Origin of the sequence: Pedobacter jeongneungensis (genome assembly GCF_039538295.1) — a bacterium.
GTDB lineage: Bacteria > Bacteroidota > Bacteroidia > Sphingobacteriales > Sphingobacteriaceae > Pedobacter > Pedobacter jeongneungensis.
This window is the reverse complement of sequence record NZ_BAABBY010000001.1, coordinates 186,831-209,627: the sequence shown is the minus strand read 5'-3', so window position 1 is coordinate 209,627 and position 22,797 is coordinate 186,831. Positions and strand designations below refer to the sequence as shown.

Sequence of the window (22,797 nt, the reverse complement as noted above, 5' to 3'; positions counted from 1 at the left end):
GAATCTTCGGGATCGGAATGACGGAACTGTAGGGATACCCGCTCAATTAATCGGCTTCGGACTCATGACTAAGGACTCAAGACTAAAGACTATTGACTAAAAAAGCCGGTAACCGAACATACATTCAATTACCGGCTTTTTTATATTAACCTTTTGTAGACTGGGCTCAATGCCTGGAAACTCCAAACGCCCAACTCCAAACTCAAACCTATCCTTTCATAATCGAGTGGCCCATTTTATCTCTTTTGGTGGTCAGGTAACGTTCGTTGTGTTTGTTACTGGCAATCTCGATCGGAATATTTTCTACTACTTCCAGGCCATAGCCAATTAAGCCTGCCCTTTTGGTTGGGTTGTTACTCATCAGGCGCATTTTAGTTACACCTTCCGATCTCAGGATTTGTGCACCTACGCCGTAATCGCGTTCATCACCTTTAAAACCTAACTTAATATTGGCTTCCACCGTATCGAACCCTGCATCCTGTAAGTTGTACGAACGTAATTTATTAATCAGTCCGATACCCCTGCCCTCCTGGTTCATATAAACTACAATCCCTTTACCTTCTTTTTCGATCATTTCAAGCGCTTTATGCAATTGAGGTCCGCAATCGCAGCGGCACGAACCGAAAATATCGCCTGTTACGCATGAGCTGTGTACGCGGGCCAGAATTGGCTCGTCTGCATTCCAGGTTCCTTTCGAGATGGCCAGGTGTGTTGCATTGTTATCCAGCTGGGTATAGGCCGTCATTTTAAAATCGCCCCAGGCCGTTGGCAAATCGATGCTAACCTCCTGTTTAATCAGGCTGTCAATTCTTAAACGGTAAGCAATCAGGTCTTCAATTGATATAATTTTTAACTGGTGCTGTTCCGCAATTTTAAACAGGTCGGGAAGTCTGGCCATTTCGCCATCCTCCTTTAAAATCTCTACCAACAAACCTGCCGGTTTCATGCCGGCCAAACGCGCTAAATCTACAGCGGCTTCGGTATGACCTGCACGGCGGATTACACCACCATCTTTGGCAATTAAAGGAAAAATATGTCCGGGTCTGCCCAGCTCTTCAGGATCCGTTTTAGGATCAACCAAAGCCAGCATCGTTTTAGAACGGTCGCTTGCCGAGATACCGGTGGTACAGCCATGGCCTACAAGATCTACTGAAACGGTGAAATTGGTTTCGTAAGCGGCGGTGTTTTTGCCCACCATCAGGTCTAGGTTTAATTCCTTACAACGCTCCTCTGTTAAGGGCGCACAGATTAAACCACGACCATAAGTGGCCATAAAGTTGATGATCTCGGGGGTTGCATTTTCGGCAGCTGTTAAGAAATCACCTTCGTTCTCTCTATTCTCATCATCTACAACAATAATAACTTTACCAGCTTTTATATCTGCGATGGCTTCTTCTATTGTGTTTAATTTCGTTTGCATTTTATATAGCATTATGGGGCAAAGCTTGCGTAAGGCCTGTTAAAACCACTTTTACACCAGGGCAATAACCCGTACAAATGTACAACCTTATGGCGCATTATTTGGATTAAAATATCATTTGTAAGTAAAGGAAAAGGCCTTTATTTTCCCTTCTTTTTAAACACTTTAACGATAAGCTGTTTGTAGTAATTTACATCAAAAAGAGCCGAATCTACGGTGGCTTTATACGTTAAAAATGCGGCCAGTGGCGAGAGTACAATTACCGCGATCCACATTCCGAATATCGGGTTCAGGTTTCCTTCGCGTGCTGATTTTTCGGCCACGGTGGTAATGATGTGGTACACGAGGAAGAAACAGATGGCCACCACCACGGGTAAACCCATCCCCCCTTTTCTGATAATTGCCCCTAATGGTGCGCCGATAAAAAAAAGCAGGATACAGGAAGCGGCCAGTGTAAACTTGCGCTGGTACTCTACAGTAGCAAAAATAATTTCGCCCTTTAAATCGGTTTGGCGCGGGCCCCAGTTGGGTACATGCTGCATAATGTTGGCCACTACGTTGGTGGCATTATCGAGCGCCAGCTTACGCGATCCGTTCGGGATGCTCTTCAATATCACATCATTAATTTCGCGGGGTGCAGCTTTTACTTTGGTATAACCTTTAGTGGTATTAAACTGCTTAAAGTTACTGGTAAGGTTGGCAATGGTTTTAATCTGTAAAGTATCGAGCTGTTTGGTAAGCGAATCGCGCTTTTTTACAATGCCTTTTAAATTGAGCATCGGGGTACTGTTACCAAATGCATTAGGGTCGGTTGTATTCGGATCGAAAGACGACATATCGAAACGCGGCCAGGTTTCTTTAAAACGGTTCCGCGTAAAAACCTGCCTCGGGTTGTACATGCCATTTTTAGAAGATTGCTCTTCGTACTGGATGCCGTTTTTGAGATTAAGCTGCAGGAATTTCCCATCAGAGGTTTTGCTCATTTTACCTTCTTTGGCCAGGATAATTTTTGGAATACCATTATTCTCCCGGTGATCGTAAATCATGATATTATGCAGGGTCCCATCTTCTTCCTTAGAATCGACACGGATGGCATAACCCGGAATGGCATTATTGAAAACCCCTGGTTTAATCAGGAAGGAAAGTTTTTTATTCCGGATATCGTACAGCAGCGAGCCAAATTTTAAATTGGCCTTGGGCAGCATATAATTGGAGAAAAAGAAGGAAGCTACGGTAAGCATCAGGATCACCACAAATAAGGGGCGCATGGCTTTTTGCAACGAAATACCAGCCGATTTAATGGCCACCAGCTCGTAATTTTCGCCAAGGGTACCAAAAGTCATGATAGAAGAAAGCAGTACCGAAAGGGGCAGCGCCATCGAAACATTGGCGGCCGAAGCATAGTACATCAGCTCTAAAATGGTGTACCATTCGAAGCCCTTTCCTATTAAATCATCAATCCATTTAAACAGAAAAAACATCAACAGGATAAACATCATAACAAAAAAAGTTGCTATGAAGGGTTTCACGAATGCTTTTATTAATAGAAGATGTATTTTTTTCACCCTACAAAGGTAAACAATACGGCGATAATATTATGCACCCAAAACGCTAATCAGATAATCGATCTGGTTGTCCCAGATTAATTTTTTCTCTGCAAGGAGCTCATCAGTAGTAAAATCAGTGATCGAGAGGGCTACATCATTGGTTAATTCGTCCTGTACAATTTCCATCTCAAAATAACATTGAGGTTCATCATCCAGCCATTTAAACTTAACCAGTTTATTTTCTTTTACCGAAACCAGTTTTGCCTTTAACTGCTCATCATCCCAGGTAAAGGTATATACCTGATCGCGGAAATTTACATCATCTGCAAACCACTGCGATAAGCCATTAGGTTCGCTGATAAAACTATACAATATTCTTGGCGACGATCTAACTTCGTACTCGAGTGTAAATTTTTTCTTTTCTGCCATGTTAGTACACTACCAGGATAATTCCGGAATTTTTTAATATTATTTTTCTAAAGAAAGGTAATTTATTCTACATCTGCAACAGTTAGTTAATTTGGTGGATAGTTAGGTAGTTAGTTCATTGGTCATTAGGTTATTGATCATTGGTTCATTAGTCATTCGTCAGTGGTTAATCGGTTAACTGGTTAATTGTTTAAACTGGTTAATTGATGCCAAATTCCAAACTAAATAAGACTATGGGCAAGCAATTGTTCTTTTTTAAAAAAAATCTTATCTTCAAATAAGTTTTAACGGGAATCACCGTAAAACCATCATCCCTGTTTTTTCATCCCACAATTAAATTCAAAACCTGCAGGAACAGCCATGTAACTGCTTATCCTGGTTTTGACGATTTTGTTAGCGTTTATGTTGGAGCCCTGCCTGCATACACGTTGTTGATGCTGTTTACTTTAACAATTTTATAACCATTTAAAAAACAGGATTATGAGTCCAAAAAACAGAATTTCAGCGGTGATTACACCAGAACAGATGAAAGCAAGTGCAGATGCAATAGTTGCATTTAAAGCCAATCTAGGTAATGCCTTAACTGTTAGTTTAGAAGCGGAAGAACGTAGGAGAATGCTAAAAATGGGTAACAAAACCCTCAGCTTTGTAGAAAAAACGCTTGAATATGCCCGGCACAACCCCAGTTTGGTACCCATTTATATGGATCTGGAGGAAGCCACAAAAGATTATGAACTGGCTGCCGCCCTGTATGACATTTATCAGCAGTTAAATGTTCTCATTACAGCGGTAGAAGATGCCGGAATGGTAGCAGGGAGCGAAGCTTACGAAGCTGCCCTTATTTTTTATCACACGGTAAAAGGTGCCAGTCGATCCAGTGTATTGGGCTCGCAGGCCATTTACGACGACCTTAGTCAACGTTTCCCGGGACAGCGAAAAGCGAAAACCGTTACGCCACCACAACCTTAATAAAATGCATCCCCGGTAGGCCTGTATGGTTTGCCGGGGAATGATTTTATTAAACAGCAGCTAAACCGCCCTGAATAACGCTAAACGATGCAATGCTAATCTATAACACCATCTATTGAACACATATTACTATATACCCTAATGGAACTTATTTAACCCTCATTGATACTTATTTCACCCTCGTTGGAACTAAATAAGCCCGGTTTCGAACTTATTTAACCCTCGTTGACACTTATTTCACCCTCGCTGGAACTAAATAAGTCCGGTTTCGAACTTATTTAACCCTCATTGATACTTATTTCACCCTCATTGGAACTAAATAAGTCCGGTTTCGAACTTATTTAACCCTCGTTGATACTTATTTCACCCTCATTGGAACTAAATAAGTCCGGTTTCGAACTTATTTAACCCTCGTTGATACTTAATATGTCCGGTGCCGACCTTATTTTGTATCAAACAAACGTTCCAAAGCCTGAACAGAGCCTTTTTACCCGAAACCATGCTTAATCTAATAGAAAACCTAATTATATTAGTATCAGACAACCCCGGTTACCAATATTCTGGCCTGATCTGCATCAAAAACCATATGGTGATCAACCGGTTAATTATTTGAATATTTTTCGCTTTGTTTAATTTAACCAACTGCAGAAAAGCGACGCTTTATCTTTATGTGAGAACAAAACCTGTCATTATTTTAAGCGCGTATTTCAATTTTAAGCACATCAAATTCATTTAAATTTACTGAGCATTAAGGCCTTAAAGTATTTTTCACATTTCTTTTTATTAAAATGTATATTTATTCTATATTTGCAGCTCTTAAAAATAACCACATCGGTATTTACGTTATAAGTAAATATTTACCCGGCGGGGTAGCTCAGATGGTTAGAGCGCAGGATTCATAACCCTGAGGTCGGCAGTTCGATCCTGCTCCCCGCTACCGAATCGGCAAAAGAGGCATAATCCAGAGATAATTCTGGTATGCCTCTTTTCTTTTTACTGATAAGTTGCTGAAAATAAGCTATATACAAAAACACTAAATTTATTTCAGTGGTTCGAACTTTATCATTTTTCTTATCATAACTCATACCACTAGGGAACAGTAATGTTTGGAGTTGTTGCTTAGTATGGTAATCACCAGAAAGCCAGTTTAAAGGTAGCTGAGTAGCATATTCTATAGCCAACCTAACACATTTTAAAAGGTTCGAACTTTTATTAGACAGGATGAGCAAATTCCGCTCAATTTCTCTTTTTTCGTCCGAATATTTCTCATGGTACTTTGTGTAAAGTTCCTGACTTATATCTTCTTCAATATATCTTTCCTCTAATCGCTCCACCTTCTTCTTGACTTCTCTGTGGCTGTTCTCCAACTCTAAAAGATCCGCTTGCTTATTTTGAGTCAACTGGTTAAATGTTGCAGCAACCTGCTCAACCAATAGTTCTATATATTCCTTGGCAATGTCAACTTTAAAGAAATCAAGTATATCTGCAAATCTGGAATTAAGAGAATCAGCATTTTTGTTATTACAGCAAGCTTTGGTTTTGCATTTATAATAATGTATATTCTTTTTGCGTGCGAGGTAGCCACTCAACGGCTTCCCGCATTCGGCACATACCATAAAGCGTTTCAAAGGAATGTGCACATTTTCTTCATTTAGTGAAAAACCATGGGGAATCTTATCTAGCATACCGTTAACCTTTAAGAAAAGTTCCCTGCTAATTAATTTCTCGTGATTGCCCACAACCACTTGTCCCTCCAACATATTGTGCACCATCAAGCCACAATAGAATGGATTTCTGAAGATTTCTGAGATACGCTGATGAATCAATTTTAGTCCTTTAGCCGCCAACCTATCGCGAATTACCTCATTTGACACATTTTCATAAGCTTTCCATTCAAAGGCCTGACGAATGAGCCTTCCCTTCCCATTTATAACAATCTGCCTTTTGTTCTTCGATCTGTCAATCTCAAATCCTAATGGGGGATTAGTCGGCCAATCACCACGCAGTAACATCTCTTTTATACCAGCACTACATTTTTGCTTTCTCAATTGATTGTCAAACTCGCCAAACAGGAACAACAACTTTTGTTGCATCTGACCCGAAGCACTCGAGGTATCAATAGGTTGTGTTACGGAAATTATTTCTATACCTAAGCGCCTCAATTCTCCGCTAAGCCAGATTGAGTTGTCATTTCTTGAAAACCTCTCCAGACTATACACTAAGATAGAAGATATTTTTCCTTTGAATTTTTTCACGAAAGAAAGCATGGCGGTAAATTGCTTCCTCTCATCGTTCTCAGCGCTTTCGTAGGTTCCCCCAAACTGAGCGGCAATATTAAACCCAAATTTCTCTGCGTATAGCATACATGCCTTCAATTGGGTTCCCAGGCTTAAATTATCAGCCTGCTCTTTACTACTAACCCTTGTATAGATAACGCATTCCAAGCTTTTGGAAACTTTTTTATTTTGTTTCCCTTTTGCAAATGAGTCGAAAAAAAAGATGTCTGACATAAATAATACTTCTTTGATTACACTATAAGATACTAATAATCAATTATTTTATCAAGTTTTTTGCTCCTTTTTTTCACTTGCATTAAAAATGATTATAGACATTTTTTTGATAGTAAGGATCACATCATTAGCCTGCTCCTCGGTAAAATGTGAAAACATTTGCTTTGAAAGCACCTCTTCTATGGTTAGATCATGCTGGCGCACAATAGTTTCTATATTTAAATCAAACTCCATATCCATGACGTTTATTTTGAGTAACAAATATTTTTAGAAAGGTATTCTGAAGAATAACAGGATTGGATAATCACAATTAATTACGCTCCTGTTAGAAATAGATGCAAATAGGTATAAACTGGGGTACATCTATCATTAATGTACTCACATTTTGAGATGAGCACATGAGTCTCCTGTTAATAATTTATCTTTGCAAATCTGAATGATCTATCGCCAAAGAATCAATTACGCCATCGCGGATCACCTCAAATCCCGCTACACGATCTGTATTGTATATCGCGACTGTTTTTGGTGGCCAAAGTTTCGGGTCGTTTATTTTATCCCAGTCAATCCCAATGCCTGACGGATAATAATCCCAGTTTTCCCAGGCTCTCTCTTTAATTAAAAGTCCGTCGTAACCCAGTACCCTTGTAAGATATTCATTACGGTTACCTTCCCAGTTCATCCCGTAGCAGAGCAGATCAGCAACCTTGTAAAAATCAGAGAGCTGGTCATCGTGCCGGTGATTTAGGTATCGCTCGGAAACTCCTGCGCACAGCAAAATACTCCGGACGCGAGATGCGTCCAGAGCTTTGTCAGCATCCAAAATGCTGGCATCCTTACTGAGTGTTATCTTATAGATTTTGGCATATCCAAGATTATCAAACCCCGCTTCACCGTTCAGTCTTGACTTCTGGAGTACGAGATGGCTAAAAAGGCAGGCGGCGTCCTCACTTATTGAAGTATAAAATGCATTTCCCAAAGTGAGAGCATTCCAGCCAACTCCTTTACCGGACTGGATGTTTATTTTCATACCGTCCAGTCCAAGCGAACCATGATAAAGTGCCAGCAATTCTGGGTTTATTTCCTTTACTTTCAAACTCCAAATTCCGTCTTTAGGTCTATCGGGTAGTTAGCTGTTAGCACCTCCGTCTTGCTTTTCTGCTTTCCTCCTTTTGCATTAACGGAAACCTGTTGCTTTACCGACCATTGATGCCAGCCATGTTCTTTGGCATATTTTTCCAATATTGGAGATGGGTAGGAAGAGAGCAAAAACTTGCCTTTTATTCCGGCCAGTAAAAAAAGAAGGGCTTCAAAATCCCCTTCAGAATAACCGTCATAGTGACCACAGTCAGAGTTGTAGTAGGGCGGATCACAGTAAAAGAAACTATCTGCGGTATCGCGGCTTGCGATGATGTAAAGCGCATCTGCGCATTCTATCTGGCAGTTCTGGAGCCTGATAGCCATTTCTTCAACAAATCCTTCTTTCTTGGAATTTATTTTTTTTGTGGTGGTATTACCTGATTTATCATATCCCCAACTGCTGTCAAGCTGCGAAGAAAAGCTCTGTGATGAAGTCAACCAGACTGCCCATGCCCTTTTTACCTCCGAAAACATATCCGGATTGTTATAGATCACCGAAGCCTTTCTGTGCAGATCCCTGGAATGAAGAGAGATCCTGATCTCCTTTTCTAGTGAAGTAAAATCCTCCTTCGCTACCCTATAAAAATTCATCAGTTCTTTATTGGTATCATTAATTACCTCAACCTTTGATTGTTCTTTAGCAAAGAATACCGCCGCGCCACCAATAAAAGGCTCACAATAAAGCACATGCGGCGGAATTACCGAAACAATGCGCCTGGCTAATTTTTGCTTACCCCCATAATAGCTTATGGGGGTTCTTAATTTTAGTTTGGTCATAAATTCTAATACAAGTCGTCAATGCTTAAATCAACTTTTTCACCCTCAATCATTACCGACACCCTGCACTTGATATCGGGCGTAGCCATACTTTCTACCTGAAAGCGCTTGCCGTTTAAGTTATATAGCAGGTGATCTTCCTTAAGATCAAGGGTAACCCATCCGCTTGCGCGGATGCGGTCTATCTTAGCTAAAAGCTTTCTCATTTTTTCTTTGCTGTTACAAGAGACTATCTCCCTATTTCCTCGCTTTGGAAGGTATCACCATCCCGCTGGTTTTCCCAAGGAAACTGCTCTTCTGTATTGCCAGCATCGATTTCGCTTTTCTGGGAAGTTCTTTGTTCAGCCGAGGCCGTGCTTTCTTTTTGCTCTTCTTTTTTAGGGAAGATTTCATCCTGGCGGACAATGGCCATGTTCTTATCATAAACATCAAGTCCCTTAAACTGGGGATTTGCGGTTACCATTACAGCAACGGCTTTCTTACCCACCATCATCTCGGCACGCGCCATATGGCCACTTCTCAGCATTTTCATCATACCATCCTTTCCAAGTTCTGAAAGACCCTTGAACGGGTATTTGTCGATGGCATCAGATAGCTCAAACTTGAATTCAGGGTAGAATTTTTTCAGAGGATGATTCCCATAGGCATCCTGAACATCAAGATTAAGCTTAAACCAAACCTTTCTCTTTTCCGAGCCTTCACTGTTTTCGGATTTGGCGTAAACATCCCGTTCGAGTGAGTTCCCTGAGAGCAGTTTATAGGCCTGTAGCGCCGTAATCCGGTTGTCCCTTTCCAAATCAAAGACCTGTCTAATAGGTAAAGTACTCCCGACCTTATTGAGAGTTACCTCATAATCGTTCAGAAAATACATATCGCTCTGCTTGGAGCGGTTGAAGTTCAGCATGAACCTGACCTGATCGGAACCAAGTGCAGGATTCTTTTTTGCATTGGCAGATGCGTAGCTTTGCGTTACTCCGAGGGTAAAAGCTGGGAGTTCCCTGGAAATTGCTGATTCAAGAACATCGTTAAGTTTTGTTCCAAAGCCCAGATAATCCAGGCTCTTCTTTAGATAATCTAAATTTTGTTCATTCATAAGAATATATTATTTATTAATCAAAATAGGCTGAGTTGTTGCTCAGGCTGGGGAGGGCTATAGCCATTTTCCCGGGCTAAGTGTTCGCCAAGGGAGACTGCCAGTTCTTCTATGGACGCATATCCGCAATCCTTTAAAAAAGCAGAAAAGAGAAAATGTGAACGGTAGCCGGTACAGGATATGATATTGGAATCTGAGCGGAACTCCAGGTGTACAACAGTTGGTTCTTTTTCATCATTTCTTTTGCTGGGCCAGTTGTACACATAATTGACATTGACCTCGAATCCGAATACTCTGATATCGAGACCCATATCCTGTTTGAAAATTTCTGGAATCATTGGAATGGATTTTGCCGGATTTGCAATGGCCTGACAATGGTCCTAAATCTGGTGATCTTACAAAACCTATTAAGTGAAAAGAGTGATTCCGCACATGAAAATTCACATGACTTAAAAGTGAAAATCACATGATGGGATAAAACCAGAAAAGTTGCGTCAAATCCTTTCAGCCATAGCGAAATCTTACAGGCTAATACGATTGCAGGTAGATCATCTCCGAATACAGTCACGAATTTCGCATTGGGAAATATCAAGCTGATGCATATTATACCTTCCGGAGAAGCAAGAAAACCAAATGTTGCCAGCGCGGCATCCCGAAATTTGACTGATGTAATATCTGATAGAACGTTTAGACAATCCCTTTTTTCATAAAAAAGATAAACGGTACGGATACATATCTCTGGCAACCCGCAAGGAATCAGGTATGCGAAACCATCGCACATCACCCATTCTCTGTCCATATTTATCTGGATATGCCATGACTATAGCCGCGGCTGTACTCGCTTTTGAACTCATCGAGTTCTCTCTGCTGCAATATCTCGTCTGAAATTGCGCCATCGTTTTTTTTCATTTCCAGGAATGCTGATTCAAAGCCTGGTGAAAAGGGAGTCTGATGAATACTTGAATCCATTATGGGAGCGAGATCTTTTAATAAAAAACCCGCGGCTTTACCGTCTTTCAAAAAAGTTAAGATAAGTGCTGTACGGCTGGCTACGATTCCCTTGGGCTCACTAGCCCTATGCTGGATCATTGTCCCATCGATTAGCTGCACAATACGTCCTAGGGCAAAATCCTTACTTTTCTTTGCATCTAGTTTCTCTCCGTTGATCTGAAATGGAACCTCTACCCCTTTTGGATCATAGGAAATGAACTCCCTGGTTTCACTATCATATTCAAATACGATAGTCCTATTTTTGCCATCAGGAAAATTAATGGGTTTTGCAATATTCTTAACATCTCCTGCGACCAGCGCGTCAGCTTCAACATCCAATAAATCCGGAGACAGTTTCGGCTCCTTGTAAATAGGATGCAATTTTATCTCGTGGAGACTATCTTCATCCAGGTTTAAGGATAGCTTAGCATCCAGGCTATCAATAACAAAAGCCTCGCTGACCAGATTCTGTAGGTTCACTAAAGAAGTTCTCCTGCCCGAAAGAAGTGCAGCAATGTCTATTTCGTCCAATAAGTACCTGGCCCCGTCGTATAGCCCTAGCCTGGATAGCTCTGCAACGGGCAGGGCTTCTTCAATAATTATATTTTGCATAAATTCGTTTTATCTGTTTAAATCAAGATGTGATTGGTTCCCTGCCTGCACAATCAGGTTAGTTTGCTTCTCATTTTGAAACTCAGCACCCATTTCGCGTTTGAGATATAAAAGCGCTGCGTAGAGTTTATCTTCCCGGCCCAATGTAAATGCATTGCCGTTCAGGCTTTCATGCATCTTCAGCCTTCCCTGTTTTAAATGGGCTAGAACCTCATAGACCGATCCGTTATATGGAATCTTATCTCCCGTGGTGAGATACCCAGAAGCTTTTCCGGGCGCAGGCTGCATCGCATTCAGGGAAACCTTTTCACTGGTAATCTCCTGCTTTCTTTCTATATCCATGATATAGCCAAGAATACGCTCGGCATCCATGGAAGCAGAAAAGATCTCAAAAGGATTGTTCTCCAGAATCGATATCCAGCTTTCCACATAGGCATAATGCTGTCCCGGGTCATGGCCTATACCAAGTTCCTGTCCAATAAGCATCGAAGCGATTTCTGCCCTGAGTTCCTCCCTGGCATAGCTCGCATCCCCAAAGCCTTTACCCATGTCTCGGTTCAACCGGTCTGGATGCCCCGTCCAGTGTCCCAGTTCGTGGAGCAGTGTAGCATAATATTTGTGGCTTTCAGAAAACCAGTCCTTGTAGGGAAGCGTAATAGCATCCCTTTTTGGGTCATAAAAGGCATTTGCGGAATATTGGTGAAAAATTACTGCGCCTGAGGAGGCAATGAGATTCTCTGCCCGCTCAACCGGCGCCCACTTGGTGCCTGGCTTTTCTCTTTCCAGTTTGGGCATGCCCTCGATCTGCGCGGCATTAAACACGTAAGCATTGCGAACAATGGCATGGGGAAGTTCCCTTGTTTCCTTTATGGGCTTTCCGAGCTCATCATGCATAACCTTTCCTGAAGCGTCGCGCCTGGTTCGCTCATCACTTGTTTTAACGAACTGGATGAGCATAGATTTCTCTCCCTTTCTCACCTGCATTCCGCTTTCCTCTGCCTGCCTGTAGGTCATCCATCTTGGATCTTCCCTACCTGCCATCAAAAGTGATAGGGCATTGATTCCCTTATATCTATTGCCGCTCTGAAAATTGTAAGGCATTAGAAGAGGAATGCCCGCTGAATCCCATGGAATCTGCCAGGGTGCGGTTCCGGCGCGGAGTGCCTCAATTACTTTCTCGGCAACCTGAACGTGCAGGGGTTTATGAACATCTTTTTTATCCATCTTGCTCTTCCTCCGTATCCGCAAAACCAATTCCGTAAACCCAGGCCTCGTCCTGATTCAGTTCCACTTCCTCTACCATCGCGAGTAGTTCCAGTTTTTGCCTTAGGGTCAAATAGGCTGAATTTTCCATAAAATTTATTTGATTAATTTTGGCTACTTTATAGTAGCGAAGAATAAAGTTTACAGGATCGATGTAGACTCGCCCGATGCGCAAACTAAAGTGCAGGTGTTCGCCAGTCACCCTACCGGTAGATCCCGTAACCGCTATAACTTCCCCAGAACGGACTTCCTCGCCCTTTCGAACCAGAATAATGGAGAGGTGGCCATATATGCTTTCAAGGCCTGAATGATCAATCCTTATAAATTTTCCCAGAATTGGATTAAAGCCTACGCCGGATACCTTTCCGGTAAGAAAAGAAAATACAGGCTCATTTCTTGCGTGAAGATCAATGCCACGATGGAAATCCGCAAAATGGGTAACAGGATGTATCCTTTTACCAAAAGCGCTATTTATCTTTATTGAATTCAAAGGCAAGGAGATTTGGGAGTAGCAGGATAGAGAAGAGCAAACAAAAATGAGAAGTACGCCTGCCAAAAGCCTAACGCTCAAAAGAAACCGCTTCGCTGACATTTATATTGTGATTTCGTGAAATATAGTCCTCCAGGGAAATCATGCTCCTTTTCATCACCTCTGGATTTTCGACAGCAATCTTCATCGCAGCAGAAATGTGACCATAATCTGAATACTCCTGTTTCATATTAATATCGAGCAGGTCTTTAAAAGTACCGGCATCCATATCCTTTACCCCGGTCATAATATCCTGATAAAGCTCCCTTTTATCCTTTAACACAAGGAGGGCATCTGAGGAATACCTGCCAAGTGGACCACCACCAAAGCCGACGCTAATGTTATCTTTTTGAAGATCCGCTATTGCAATTACACCTGTCTGACCCTGTCTGGAAACAGGATCGGTTGTCAGCTGAGGATGTACCACCACAAGCCGGCCGGTTAATTCTTCCATAAAAATTGATTTTAAGATTGAAAAAAAATAGTTTGTTTATCTCTTCATACCGCCTGCCATGGAGGCTTTGGGACTTTCCCCATTTTTTGGGACGGTAGCCTCGGTTCTGAATTTTTTAACCAATACCTGTATTTCATCATTTATGCGCATGAAGTTTTTACGGAGAATCTCATCCTTTTTTCCTGCGAAATCATAATACAACGGCATATCAGGGTAAGCTTTTTCCTCTGTAGCTATTGCCTCCATATCAAGGTTCACCCTGCAGTTGATCGCCGAGGTATCAAATTTTCCTGTATATTCTTCTACCGCATCCGCTGCAAGCATACCAACGAGCTCTCCGGCCTTCAATGATGCGATCTTACCTGCAGGAATCAGCGATTCTAGTTTTTCCGAGAGCGACACCGATGTCTTGGTTCTATCAATGGACAAGCTCTCTGACTGTTGCTTAACTTTCCCAAAAAGCCGCTCCAGCCATTCCAGCGTTTCCTTGTTCCTTACCGAGCCAGAAAGTACATTCCCTACTACCGAGGTAATGGTGGTTGCGGTATCCTTTCCATATTGCTGCTGAAACTGCGGAAGCTCCTGGAGTCCCATGAGAACCGCTACCTTATTTGATCTGGCAGTGGCAATTAGATTTTCAATGCGGTGCACAAATAAGGTTGGCAGCTCATCGATAATCAAGGCCGAGGGCCGGTTTCCTTTAGAGTTGATAAGCCTGGTCAGCCTGTTGAGCACTACAGAATAGCAGGCGGAATTGATATTCTGTGTATTGGGGTCATTGGCAAGGACTAATATAGATGGCTCCGCCCGGGATGAAATCTTTAAGTTGAAATCATCCCCGGAAAAAACCCAGAACGTCTCTTTAGTAGCTAAGCGGGAGATGAATACCTTTAGCGTTCCGATCTGCCCTTCTAGCTGGTTGAAAGCTTTAGCCTGCCATGCAGTGGCAAATGGAGAAAGTAAGCTTCCAAGCTCAGGATTGGAAAATAGCACCGAAAAAATCTGCTCATAACTGCAGTTCAAAAATGAAAGTACGTGCGGAAAAGTAGAATACTTCCCTCCCTGGTACTGAGAAAAGAAATAAATGCAGGAGGAGAGAAAATTTACCGCACTTTGGGTGAAGAACTGATCGCTACCACCGGATTTATCGCCTTTTTTCAAGGCTTCTACCAGTGCTTCCGCTGTTTCGCCAGCATCGGCCAGCGTTACTATGTAATCTGGTCTTAATACATTTATTCTCCTGCTCCGCTCTACTTGGGTTAAGTTGATGACATGAAAATCAAAGCCTGAGAGCCTGTCCTGCTTTTTACCCAGCAGGTAATGGTAATAGGCGATCTGACCCAGGTCGGGAAACTTAAAGTCATAACAGCAGATACAGAACTCCTTAAAGACAAGCTGCCGAATAAAGGGCATAACAATACCAAAACTCTTGCCCGAGCCCGGGGTCCCGATCAAAAGCGTTCCGCGAAAGATGTTCTCTATGTTAATGAAGCCCGAATGTACTTTCTTGCGGTAATAAAAAAGTGAGGGGATGGTAACTGCAAATGGCCCGTTCACAGGCTTTCTTGCCTGCATAAACGATTCTTCTTCGGTATTCCACTTATCCTTACCTAAAGAAGAGCTGATAATCTTGGAAACATTGTCCATCGCTTGGTGCACCAGGATCGTCCCTATCAACAATAAAGAGATATACCCGATATCCTGCCAGCTGGTCAGATAAAAAACCGCAGTCCCCTTTTCACCAAAAAAAAAGATACTGGCCGCCATTAAGACTAACCCCAACACGAGCGGATAAATGATCGCTGTTTTAGCATCAAGATCTTTTTCTTTTTTGCTCAGTGTCCCGATTGAAACCAGCGAGATAAGCAACAACGAGAAAAACCGGCTGTAGAGCGGGTGTTGGTAAATAATAATCCGTGACATACGCACCAGAAACCTGGCGAGCCCGATTTTCTCTGCACCAGAATCAGTTAACAGCTTAGTTGCATAGACAAACATGAGCACATCTAGCAAAAGCGCGAGATAAATGGCAAACTGAAGGAAGCGGTGCAGGCTCTGTTGTTCCTTGCTTTCTTCCATAATGAAACACTAAAAAGTATCGGCGTTTAGGATATCGGAATACCTTAATGAAGCGCGAAGATTTCTTCCAGAAATCTGCTTTTCAGATAGTTCGATACTGAGTTCCTTGTCACCGGGAAAGGTGGTTTTTTTAAGGATATAAATATTACGATAGGATTTCGAAAATCTTTCAAAGGGATAAAGCTGAAAAACCGGCTTTAACTCTATGGACTGGACATTGGTGGATTTATTGATCTTTCTGTCGGCTATCTTAAACCTGAGCTCGTCGACATCAAAGATGAGATTTGTGGAGTTCTGGAAGCTCAAGTCAAGAAGGATGCAATCGCTAAGGGTATAAACCCGGTTGACAACCAGTGATATCCCAAAAGCTGATTCTTTTTTAATTCGGGAATCTCCTCTGCGCTTTAGCAGGGAAAGTGCATTGCTCTTCATTTCGTTCTGTGATAATCCTATCCCCGAAATGTCAAGGGATCTCATATAGGTTGGCACGATATCGATTTGTGTGGAAATCAGCTCGGGACTAGCAGGCGATAAAAAGGAGAGTCTGTACTGGGCGATAAAGGTTTCTCCCACAATGGTAACCAGGCCAGCATCGCCGCTGGAACTAAGAGCTGCAACAGAGTCTGGAATCGCCTTGATCCTGAGAATGTTCTTTTCCGGAAGGTCACCAATCAGCGAACTGCTGGATAGGTCTACATAGGAAATTTTCTCTGGCGAGATGAAATGGAGTGAAACTGAACCCGATATTCCGATTACCGGAATATCGGCAACGGTAACTGAGTGTGGCACTTGCGCATAAAGGGCCAGTGAGCTCAGGAAAATTTGAGCTAGGAACAATATTTTTTTCATGAAATTCTAATAAGATTGTTGTTTTCTTTTAAGCTCATTGGGATCAATGAGATAAACCTGGGTATTGTATCTGACCTTGACCTTATTGGATCGGATCAACTTGTTTACCGCTGTTGTTGTAGACTGGAACATCTTGGAAAGCACCCCCATAACGAGTTGATTGTTGTTTTCCGCCATCTGCTGTATGGTAATCCCTTGCGTGCTTGAACTGCTCATTTCCCTGGTAAATTCGCGAAAGGCGGATGATGGAACATAAATACCGGCCATTCCATCGTTGTCATAAACCTGAAGATTTACCGGCAGAATTTCCCCGCCATGGAATACAGATGAGATCACCAAGGATACCCTCTGGGCAGAAAACCCTGAAATAGTTGCATAGAGGTAGGTACCTTTAGGGATCATAAACTTGCCCGCCATGATATCATCAGTCAGCCGTACTCGCAGGCGTGATCCGGAAAAGCCGGTAATATCCTGATCAATGATTGCAGAGATGGGACGTTCACTTTCTGCTGAAACTATGGTATTGAATGCGGCAGACGCATTCCCTACTCTTTTGACAGGAATAATCTTTTTGCTTTTGGCCTCATTTTCGGCCGCTTTCACTGCCCGCTCTTTCTCCCGTCTTTCCATTAGTGCAGGATCATTGGCTTTCCCCATACTGTCTACGAGAGCCATCTGTGCCCGGAAAAGCTGCATGGGATCAGGTGTATTTTTTGCAGGTTCAACCTCATTATTCCCCTTAAACTCCTGTTGCTTAATTTTGGATAGCGCCGAGGCAAGGGCAAGGTCCTGCTCTGCTTTGGAAGGATTTCGCAGGCTTTGGGAGCTCCTGCCTCCCAAAGGGTAACCATGCGCTACATTTCCCGGTCCGACAAGCATACCATATTTTTTCTTCATTACCTGGTCAATGGAATCAAGCATCCGCTTTTCTTTGGAATTATAGGATGAGCTTACCTCTGCCTGCTCATTACTTTCCTCACCAATGCTGCCAACGGCAGTATATCCGTCGGCCTGTTTAAATTTATTTCTAAAGGCATCAAGCTTTCCTGATAGCTCCTGGTTTTTGACCTGCTGGGAAACATTTGCCACATTGGTCTGCAGCGAATCCTTTCCGGTAACCATTTTACCATCCTTTCCAAAGCTGCTTTTGTAAACGTAAAAAAAAAGCAAAAGAAAGGGCAAACAGATTATGGGAAGCGCATAACGCGGCTTTTTGACATCTATTTTTTTCATATTTTTAATTATTTTTTCTGGTGGCTTGCACGCTCAAGCTCAGCTATCATATTGGCCATTAGCAAGCTATCCTCGGGACTTAAGTGATCCTTGGTCAATAAAACCTTCAGCGCTTCCCGGATTTCTAGTGTCTTACGAAGCCTCCTTACGGTTATTCCCACCTCTTCCAGGTCACCCTTAACCTTCAGCAATGCTTTTTTCTCAAGCGGAGCCTTTTTAGATTCCGTTCTCAGGAGCGTAAAGCATAAAAGAGCGGAAATGCCCATCAGTATAACCATCAGAGAAAAAACAGCCCTGGGATATTTTTTGAAGAATCCGGATAAGGAGGCCGAGATCCGCCCGATTAGGCCGGAGAACTCATTTTGAAGTGCTGAAAACACGGTCATCTTTTTCATTGGAATGCATTTTTTTCTATCGTTGAAATATCCCTGTTCTCCAGTGTCTTCCATCTCGTAATAAGTACAGCGTGGGGATTATTGTCCGATCTGGTCTCCAGATCAACCAAATTTCCTTCAGTAATCAGTGACCGGGTTATGCTGGAGCTCCTTCTGTCTATCTTCTGGGTTCCATAGTAGCGGAAATACATTCGCTTTTCATCCAGAAAAATAGAATCTGTGCGGAGCGTAAGTACAGCAGATGAAGAGAGTATGGAAGTAAAAAAACCTTTTTCCTTCAGGTTATTGTACTGAAGGGCACCGCTTTCATCCACCAGGTACATGGCCTGCTTCATCTGATATTCAATAAACTTATCATCTGGTACAAGGGAGAAGAAAAGGGAATGAAATTTTGCGATATGTGCGCGGTATTCTGCAGCCCTGTTTAACTGGACATCGGTCTGTTTTGCCAGGATCGGTGTACCTGATGGGTCAAGGATATAAATACTCTTTCTGGAATCCTTGACATACCTATAGGCGAAAAACGAAACCGTAGCCACGACCGCCAAACAGAGCAGAAAGCTTCCCAGGGAGAGAAAAGTAGCAAGACGGATCTTGGATTCTATACTTTTTATCATCATCATCTACCCTCCCATAATCTGTCCTGCAATCCTGGTCATACTCGATGCACCCCTTCCCATAGAACTGGCCGCTGAAGATACGCCTGAGGTAGACACTATCCATGTTGAAATGCTCGGTACGGTGAGCATAGTAAGCGCCCCAATGATAAAGGTTACGATCACCATTCCAAAGGAGAGAATCCCGTTACTGGCAAACCAGCCTAGTTTTTCAAGGCTTGCCCCACCTGTTCCAACAAGTTCCTGATAACGAGTAATTTCCGCTTCTAGCGCATAATGCTGGAAAAGGGAAGCTACGTACATGACCAGATAAGCAATTCCGGAATACAGGTTAACCGAGATAAACCTGGCAACCCAGGTCGAAAAGGAATCCCTGAAAGCGGGCAGAATAGAGACGGCGACTGAAAAAGGGCCTAAGATAATCAGTATGGTGGAAAAGATGATCTGAATGATAAAAATAATGTAGGTGCAGATCCTGAGTATCCATATCGCAAGCGTTTCCAAAAGAGAAGTAGCCAAAAGCTGCAGCCCCACCTCCAGCCGGTTCCTCATTTCCACTATTGGGTTCCAGACTTCAGAAAACCCTTCCTTTACCGAAGACTTTACAGATTCCCAGGCATTTTCATACCAGGTATCCGCTTCTGTCTTTGCTGTCTGCGTCTCAGCCTGAATTTTATAGAGCTGATCAGAAACCTCTACCATGAGCTTTGCCCGCTGCAGCCTGAGATCATTGATCTCTGACTGGCTGCCATCAAACATCGCCGAGGTCTTTTGCTCAACCACATCGGTCGGATAGGCAAGTACCCTGGTAAAGATGCTCCACCATAAAATGACCATGGTCAGGCCGAACGGACGGAGCAGTGGCATGATTTCAAGCTGTTTATCACCAGAAATCATTTCATAGCTCTTGATGGCAAAAAAGATGAGAATAAAAATCGCTGCCAGCGCCTGTGCATCGGCAATAAAAGCATCATAATGTGTCCAGATCGTATTTTTCATTTCATGCAAAAAATGCATCATCCCTTCCTCATAGACGCCGTTCCCCTGAAGGAAATTAAAGGTGTCCTTGAAAGAGTCGGGCACGGCCTGCACAAAAAAACCGGCAGTGCCAGTCATCGTATTTAAAATGTACATTGATTTACAGTTTTGATTTTTTAAGGATATCATTGGCAATCTGGATATCACTCTTTGATGAAACTGGTTTTGAAACTTCCCCAGCCCTTAACTTCCGGGCAGATGAGCGGATAGAGAGGTAGGTTTTTGCCCTGGATTTCTTAGTTTCCCAGCTTGCAGAAAGCTTCCTGAATTCTGATAGCATCCTGTGGTAGGCCATAATCCTTGATCCCCTGTCTAAGGTAGTCGACCTTGCTATCTCGAGCCTTTCGAGAAGTGCACGGCTTTCTTCGATGTACCATTCCAGCAAGCCCGATGAGACCATATACTGTTTTTCAGTGGGCGAAAGGCCTGCAAGCAAATCGGAATCCGCCTGGTTTAACAACACTTCAAACTCGTTGCGATAATACATCAGCCACAGAGGGTCCGCAAAGGAAAGTGCCGAAGAATAATTGGATGCCTCGCTCAAAGCGGTATTGCGAAGCGTATCGGCATGCAGTTTATAGATGTTATCGGTATGCTGCATAGCAGCTGCCAACATTAGTCGCTGCGTTTGTGGCCCGAGCGGGCCCAGTGGCCTTAGATCCGTTTTAGGATAATTAGGGTGAAGTGCCCAGGTAATCCAATACTGCGGATTAAGCCCAAGAAATCCTGGTTTAGGTGTAAACTTATCCGCGTCCCATTGCTTGAAGACCATCCGTTCCTGCTGATAAGTAATGTGCTTGTCGGTAATCTTCTTCTGCGATATTGCGACAGCTGAAAGGAAACATAAAAAAATAATCAAACAAGATTTTTTCATGGTTTTAAAAGTTTTGATTTGAATAAAATATCACTGCCCAAACGCAAATCCCGATTGATGAAGCCCTGATAGGGATTGAGTGATCGAAACACCCCTTTCATTTTTGCCCAGTACATGGATTTTTTCATGCTGAATACCAGTGCGCGAATCACGCGGAGTTCCAGCGCAATTTTTTTAAGCAGCGCATCGCGCTTTTCAAAATCCATTAAAACATTCTCCCCCTCTTTAAGCACAAAAGATGAGACCTCTGAAAAAAGGCTTATGCCCCGATCCTTTACCTGCCTGGAAACATCTTCTGCGAAAAGCAGCAGATGGGGATCTGATTTTGCTATATCAATCATCCCGGCACTTTCCGATGAAATCTCGGCAACAAGCGAGCTTATCTCTCTGACCGCGATCGCACTTTTCAGGCCCTGATCAACTTCTCTTAAAGAAGAAAGGATTAAAGACTGGATCATTACCACAGCACTCAGGTTGAGGTTGATATCAGAAAGGCGGTTATTAATTGTACTTAAATAACCGCTATAGGTGTTTTCAGCTGCCAGGCGAACTGCGCCGTTTTCATTGACGATATTAAAATGCCCGCGGTCAAAAACTATCCTTTGAGCATTACTGCAATAATGACCAATCAGCATTAGAACAATTAAAATAAGCAATTTCATAACATCAGTTTTTTAGGATATCTTTTTTTCGAAGGATATCGTCTATCAATTTTTTATCTGAATTGATAAATCCTGAAAAAGGGTTCAGGCCCTTCAAGACCTTCTTTCTGGAAGAATACTGAAGGGTTACAGCAAGTCCTCTGGATGCCCCGGCTATCAGGCGAAGTTCGGTGAGCACATGGGAAAAAAGCATTTTTCGGTCGCTCTGCTTCATCTGGTTGATGTCTTCCATAGACAGGCTGATTCCATATAAAAAATTCAGTAGCGCGTAAGCCCTATCCCCCATATCTATTTCTGCCTGTATGGCCAGAACGGAAAGCATGGGATCCTGCTTGCATAAACTATAAATCGTTTCCTGACTCTTGGCAATGTCATTGATTAGCGGATAAGCTTCAAGGCTTATCTGCGCAGCATCAATAGCCAGACCCAAGGTTTTGAACCTCGACTGAACATCCCTGTATTTATCCTTTAGTCTTATCATCAGGGTTTTGTTCGCCTCCTCATTGGTAGTAGATTCCGCCTGCCTGTCCCTTGCATCCGACTGTTTTCCGTGTTCGGTTTTACTATCTCCAACAAGCTGGTGCAACAGGGCAACATTCAATTGCGCATAGCTATGTCCTGAGAATAAAAGCAAAACAGTAACAAATACTGCCCTTTTCATTGCCTGAGCATCTTGGCATTCCTGAGAATATCGTCCGCAATGCGTTTATCAATATTGATATAGCCAGCATATGGATTCAAGGAATTTAAGATCCCACGCTGCTTCGCCCAGTACATTGTTCGGTACATCCCGTAAGCTACTCCACGAAGGATGGTCAGTTCTGTTACAATCCTGTTGAGCAGTTTAGCCCTTTCCCCGGAATCCATCAACGCCTCCCTTCCGTCTTTTAAAACAAAAGAGCTAACTTCTGCTGCTAGATTTATAGACCGTGCTTTAAATTCCCTGGCGCCGCTTTCGGCGAAGAGCAATAGTACCGGATCAGCTGAGGCGATATTTATTGCCTTATTTACATCAATAACGATATCCTGAGAAATCTCATAAATATCTTTTACAGAAAGCAGCGACCTCATCACGCCTGAAACTTCAGAGAGTCCCCGGTAAATAGTGGACTGCAGATCGTTTACGATCCCCAGCTGACCAGTTACCGCGAGCTGGGCTCTTTGTACTAGCGTAAGATTATCGCTGGTCCGGGACAGACCACTGCTCATCACTCCTGCATGCGCCGCCGTAGCCGCAGCCGTTGTGGGATCAACGTAGATCTGTGCCGAAGCAAAATGAGTGAATAGACCAAATAAAAAATAGATGAATATTTTCCGCAT

The 22,797-nt window shown here is 42.8% G+C and carries 25 protein-coding genes and 1 tRNA gene; 2 read left to right on the top strand and 24 right to left on the bottom strand.

Translation table 11 applies throughout. The annotated features are described in order from the left end of the window. Positions 1-208: 208 nt before the first annotated feature. The 3 genes from ABD769_RS01015 to ABD769_RS01005 all read right to left on the bottom strand — a co-directional run bounded on the left by ABD769_RS01015 (position 209) and on the right by ABD769_RS01005 (position 3,396). A complete protein-coding gene (locus ABD769_RS01015) occupies positions 209-1,420 on the bottom strand; it encodes a bifunctional 3,4-dihydroxy-2-butanone-4-phosphate synthase/GTP cyclohydrolase II (RefSeq protein WP_344848523.1) in 1,212 nt (403 codons plus the stop codon). Between the two features lie 140 nt (positions 1,421-1,560). Further along, the gene (locus tag ABD769_RS01010; protein ID WP_344848521.1) at positions 1,561-2,985 is read right to left on the bottom strand and encodes an LptF/LptG family permease; all 1,425 of its coding nucleotides are present in this window, start codon (positions 2,983-2,985) and stop codon (positions 1,561-1,563) included. Between the two features lie 30 nt (positions 2,986-3,015). Further along, positions 3,016-3,396, bottom strand: a complete 381-nt coding sequence (locus tag ABD769_RS01005) for an START-like domain-containing protein (protein ID WP_025146797.1) — start codon at positions 3,394-3,396, stop codon at positions 3,016-3,018. Between the two features lie 480 nt (positions 3,397-3,876). On the opposite strand from ABD769_RS01005, the gene ABD769_RS01000 reads away from it, so the two are divergent. Both ABD769_RS01000 and ABD769_RS00995 read left to right on the top strand, forming a co-directional pair. Next, positions 3,877-4,365: a hypothetical protein gene (locus ABD769_RS01000; RefSeq protein ID WP_344848517.1), complete on the top strand. Its 489-nt coding sequence runs from the start codon at positions 3,877-3,879 to the stop codon at positions 4,363-4,365. A gap of 863 nt (positions 4,366-5,228) precedes the next feature. Continuing rightward, a tRNA-Met gene (locus tag ABD769_RS00995) sits at positions 5,229-5,302 on the top strand. Here the strand turns inward: ABD769_RS00995 and ABD769_RS24975 are convergent. The 21 genes from ABD769_RS24975 to ABD769_RS00895 form a co-directional block, all read right to left on the bottom strand. Further along, on the bottom strand, positions 5,262-6,875 hold the full coding sequence (locus tag ABD769_RS24975; RefSeq protein WP_425568845.1) for a recombinase family protein: 1,614 nt from the start codon (positions 6,873-6,875) through the stop codon (positions 5,262-5,264). The genes ABD769_RS00995 and ABD769_RS24975 overlap by 41 nt on opposite strands. Before the next feature lie 51 nt (positions 6,876-6,926). Next, positions 6,927-7,109 (bottom strand): hypothetical protein, encoded by a 183-nt coding sequence (locus tag ABD769_RS00990; RefSeq protein WP_265857057.1) that lies wholly within the window; start codon positions 7,107-7,109, stop codon positions 6,927-6,929. Between the two features lie 184 nt (positions 7,110-7,293). Further along, positions 7,294-7,968 carry a hypothetical protein gene (locus ABD769_RS00985; RefSeq protein ID WP_131535377.1) on the bottom strand — a complete coding sequence of 225 codons (675 nt, stop codon included), beginning with the start codon at positions 7,966-7,968 and terminating at the stop codon, positions 7,294-7,296. Beyond that, a complete protein-coding gene (locus ABD769_RS00980) occupies positions 7,965-8,789 on the bottom strand; it encodes a DNA adenine methylase (protein WP_056095006.1) in 825 nt (274 codons plus the stop codon). The genes ABD769_RS00985 and ABD769_RS00980 overlap by 4 nt, the downstream gene beginning before the upstream one ends. 5 nt (positions 8,790-8,794) lie before the next feature. Further along, a complete protein-coding gene (locus tag ABD769_RS00975) occupies positions 8,795-8,995 on the bottom strand; it encodes a hypothetical protein (RefSeq protein ID WP_056095008.1) in 201 nt (66 codons plus the stop codon). Between the two features lie 23 nt (positions 8,996-9,018). After that, positions 9,019-9,882, bottom strand: coding sequence for a hypothetical protein (locus ABD769_RS00970; protein ID WP_344848507.1), 864 nt, complete (start codon positions 9,880-9,882; stop codon positions 9,019-9,021). Between the two features lie 20 nt (positions 9,883-9,902). Next, positions 9,903-10,220, bottom strand: a complete 318-nt coding sequence (locus tag ABD769_RS00965) for a hypothetical protein (RefSeq protein ID WP_344848504.1) — start codon at positions 10,218-10,220, stop codon at positions 9,903-9,905. Between the two features lie 463 nt (positions 10,221-10,683). Further along, complete coding sequence (locus ABD769_RS00960) at positions 10,684-11,484, bottom strand: DUF4099 domain-containing protein (RefSeq protein ID WP_344848501.1); 801 nt, start codon at positions 11,482-11,484, stop codon at positions 10,684-10,686. Between the two features lie 9 nt (positions 11,485-11,493). Then, the gene (locus ABD769_RS00955; RefSeq protein WP_344848498.1) at positions 11,494-12,708 is read right to left on the bottom strand and encodes an ArdC family protein; all 1,215 of its coding nucleotides are present in this window, start codon (positions 12,706-12,708) and stop codon (positions 11,494-11,496) included. After that, positions 12,701-13,237, bottom strand: coding sequence for a M23 family metallopeptidase (locus ABD769_RS00950; protein WP_344848495.1), 537 nt, complete (start codon positions 13,235-13,237; stop codon positions 12,701-12,703). The genes ABD769_RS00955 and ABD769_RS00950 overlap by 8 nt, the downstream gene beginning before the upstream one ends. A gap of 70 nt (positions 13,238-13,307) precedes the next feature. Beyond that, positions 13,308-13,730 carry a hypothetical protein gene (locus ABD769_RS00945; protein WP_344848493.1) on the bottom strand — a complete coding sequence of 141 codons (423 nt, stop codon included), beginning with the start codon at positions 13,728-13,730 and terminating at the stop codon, positions 13,308-13,310. 36 nt (positions 13,731-13,766) lie between these two features. Beyond that, positions 13,767-15,809, bottom strand: coding sequence for a type IV secretory system conjugative DNA transfer family protein (locus ABD769_RS00940; RefSeq protein ID WP_344848489.1), 2,043 nt, complete (start codon positions 15,807-15,809; stop codon positions 13,767-13,769). Between the two features lie 9 nt (positions 15,810-15,818). Then, positions 15,819-16,658, bottom strand: coding sequence for a DUF4138 domain-containing protein (locus tag ABD769_RS00935; RefSeq protein ID WP_344848486.1), 840 nt, complete (start codon positions 16,656-16,658; stop codon positions 15,819-15,821). A 6-nt stretch (positions 16,659-16,664) separates the two neighbouring features. Continuing rightward, on the bottom strand, positions 16,665-17,891 hold the full coding sequence (gene traM, locus ABD769_RS00930) for a conjugative transposon protein TraM (RefSeq protein ID WP_344848483.1): 1,227 nt from the start codon (positions 17,889-17,891) through the stop codon (positions 16,665-16,667). Positions 17,892-17,899: 8 nt separating this feature from the next. Next, positions 17,900-18,286 (bottom strand): hypothetical protein, encoded by a 387-nt coding sequence (locus ABD769_RS00925; RefSeq protein WP_344848480.1) that lies wholly within the window; start codon positions 18,284-18,286, stop codon positions 17,900-17,902. Then, positions 18,283-18,909: a conjugative transposon protein TraK gene (gene traK, locus ABD769_RS00920; protein WP_344848477.1), complete on the bottom strand. Its 627-nt coding sequence runs from the start codon at positions 18,907-18,909 to the stop codon at positions 18,283-18,285. Before traK ends, ABD769_RS00925 begins: the two co-directional genes overlap by 4 nt. After that, positions 18,910-20,037 carry a TraJ family protein gene (locus ABD769_RS00915; protein WP_344848474.1) on the bottom strand — a complete coding sequence of 376 codons (1,128 nt, stop codon included), beginning with the start codon at positions 20,035-20,037 and terminating at the stop codon, positions 18,910-18,912. A 4-nt stretch (positions 20,038-20,041) separates the two neighbouring features. Beyond that, complete coding sequence (locus tag ABD769_RS00910) at positions 20,042-20,815, bottom strand: hypothetical protein (RefSeq protein WP_344848471.1); 774 nt, start codon at positions 20,813-20,815, stop codon at positions 20,042-20,044. Then, a complete protein-coding gene (locus tag ABD769_RS00905) occupies positions 20,812-21,477 on the bottom strand; it encodes a hypothetical protein (RefSeq protein ID WP_344848468.1) in 666 nt (221 codons plus the stop codon). Before ABD769_RS00905 ends, ABD769_RS00910 begins: the two co-directional genes overlap by 4 nt. 4 nt (positions 21,478-21,481) lie before the next feature. Further along, positions 21,482-22,138 (bottom strand): hypothetical protein, encoded by a 657-nt coding sequence (locus tag ABD769_RS00900; RefSeq protein ID WP_344848465.1) that lies wholly within the window; start codon positions 22,136-22,138, stop codon positions 21,482-21,484. Beyond that, positions 22,135-22,797, bottom strand: a complete 663-nt coding sequence (locus tag ABD769_RS00895; RefSeq protein WP_344848462.1) for a hypothetical protein — start codon at positions 22,795-22,797, stop codon at positions 22,135-22,137. Before ABD769_RS00895 ends, ABD769_RS00900 begins: the two co-directional genes overlap by 4 nt.

What these genes read in the sequence shown, in the direction of transcription:
- ABD769_RS01015 (WP_344848523.1), bottom strand. Translation starts at nt 1,420, where the DNA reads ATGCAAACGAAATTAAACACAATAGAAGAAGCCATCGCAGATATAAAA.
- ABD769_RS01005 (WP_025146797.1), bottom strand. Translation starts at nt 3,396, where the DNA reads ATGGCAGAAAAGAAAAAATTTACACTCGAGTACGAAGTTAGATCGTCG.
- ABD769_RS01000 (WP_344848517.1), top strand. Translation starts at nt 3,877, where the DNA reads ATGAGTCCAAAAAACAGAATTTCAGCGGTGATTACACCAGAACAGATG.
- ABD769_RS24975 (WP_425568845.1), bottom strand. Translation starts at nt 6,875, where the DNA reads ATGTCAGACATCTTTTTTTTCGACTCATTTGCAAAAGGGAAACAAAAT.
- ABD769_RS00990 (WP_265857057.1), bottom strand. Translation starts at nt 7,109, where the DNA reads ATGGAGTTTGATTTAAATATAGAAACTATTGTGCGCCAGCATGATCTA.
- ABD769_RS00980 (WP_056095006.1), bottom strand. Translation starts at nt 8,789, where the DNA reads ATGACCAAACTAAAATTAAGAACCCCCATAAGCTATTATGGGGGTAAG.
- ABD769_RS00975 (WP_056095008.1), bottom strand. Translation starts at nt 8,995, where the DNA reads ATGAGAAAGCTTTTAGCTAAGATAGACCGCATCCGCGCAAGCGGATGG.
- ABD769_RS00970 (WP_344848507.1), bottom strand. Translation starts at nt 9,882, where the DNA reads ATGAATGAACAAAATTTAGATTATCTAAAGAAGAGCCTGGATTATCTG.
- ABD769_RS00965 (WP_344848504.1), bottom strand. Translation starts at nt 10,220, where the DNA reads ATGATTCCAGAAATTTTCAAACAGGATATGGGTCTCGATATCAGAGTA.
- ABD769_RS00960 (WP_344848501.1), bottom strand. Translation starts at nt 11,484, where the DNA reads ATGCAAAATATAATTATTGAAGAAGCCCTGCCCGTTGCAGAGCTATCC.
- ABD769_RS00955 (WP_344848498.1), bottom strand. Translation starts at nt 12,708, where the DNA reads ATGGATAAAAAAGATGTTCATAAACCCCTGCACGTTCAGGTTGCCGAG.
- ABD769_RS00945 (WP_344848493.1), bottom strand. Translation starts at nt 13,730, where the DNA reads ATGGAAGAATTAACCGGCCGGCTTGTGGTGGTACATCCTCAGCTGACA.
- ABD769_RS00940 (WP_344848489.1), bottom strand. Translation starts at nt 15,809, where the DNA reads ATGGAAGAAAGCAAGGAACAACAGAGCCTGCACCGCTTCCTTCAGTTT.
- ABD769_RS00935 (WP_344848486.1), bottom strand. Translation starts at nt 16,658, where the DNA reads ATGAAAAAAATATTGTTCCTAGCTCAAATTTTCCTGAGCTCACTGGCC.
- traM (WP_344848483.1), bottom strand. Translation starts at nt 17,891, where the DNA reads ATGAAAAAAATAGATGTCAAAAAGCCGCGTTATGCGCTTCCCATAATC.
- ABD769_RS00925 (WP_344848480.1), bottom strand. Translation starts at nt 18,286, where the DNA reads ATGAAAAAGATGACCGTGTTTTCAGCACTTCAAAATGAGTTCTCCGGC.
- traK (WP_344848477.1), bottom strand. Translation starts at nt 18,909, where the DNA reads ATGATGATGATAAAAAGTATAGAATCCAAGATCCGTCTTGCTACTTTT.
- ABD769_RS00915 (WP_344848474.1), bottom strand. Translation starts at nt 20,037, where the DNA reads ATGTACATTTTAAATACGATGACTGGCACTGCCGGTTTTTTTGTGCAG.
- ABD769_RS00910 (WP_344848471.1), bottom strand. Translation starts at nt 20,815, where the DNA reads ATGAAAAAATCTTGTTTGATTATTTTTTTATGTTTCCTTTCAGCTGTC.
- ABD769_RS00905 (WP_344848468.1), bottom strand. Translation starts at nt 21,477, where the DNA reads ATGAAATTGCTTATTTTAATTGTTCTAATGCTGATTGGTCATTATTGC.
- ABD769_RS00900 (WP_344848465.1), bottom strand. Translation starts at nt 22,138, where the DNA reads ATGAAAAGGGCAGTATTTGTTACTGTTTTGCTTTTATTCTCAGGACAT.
- ABD769_RS00895 (WP_344848462.1), bottom strand. Translation starts at nt 22,797, where the DNA reads ATGCGGAAAATATTCATCTATTTTTTATTTGGTCTATTCACTCATTTT.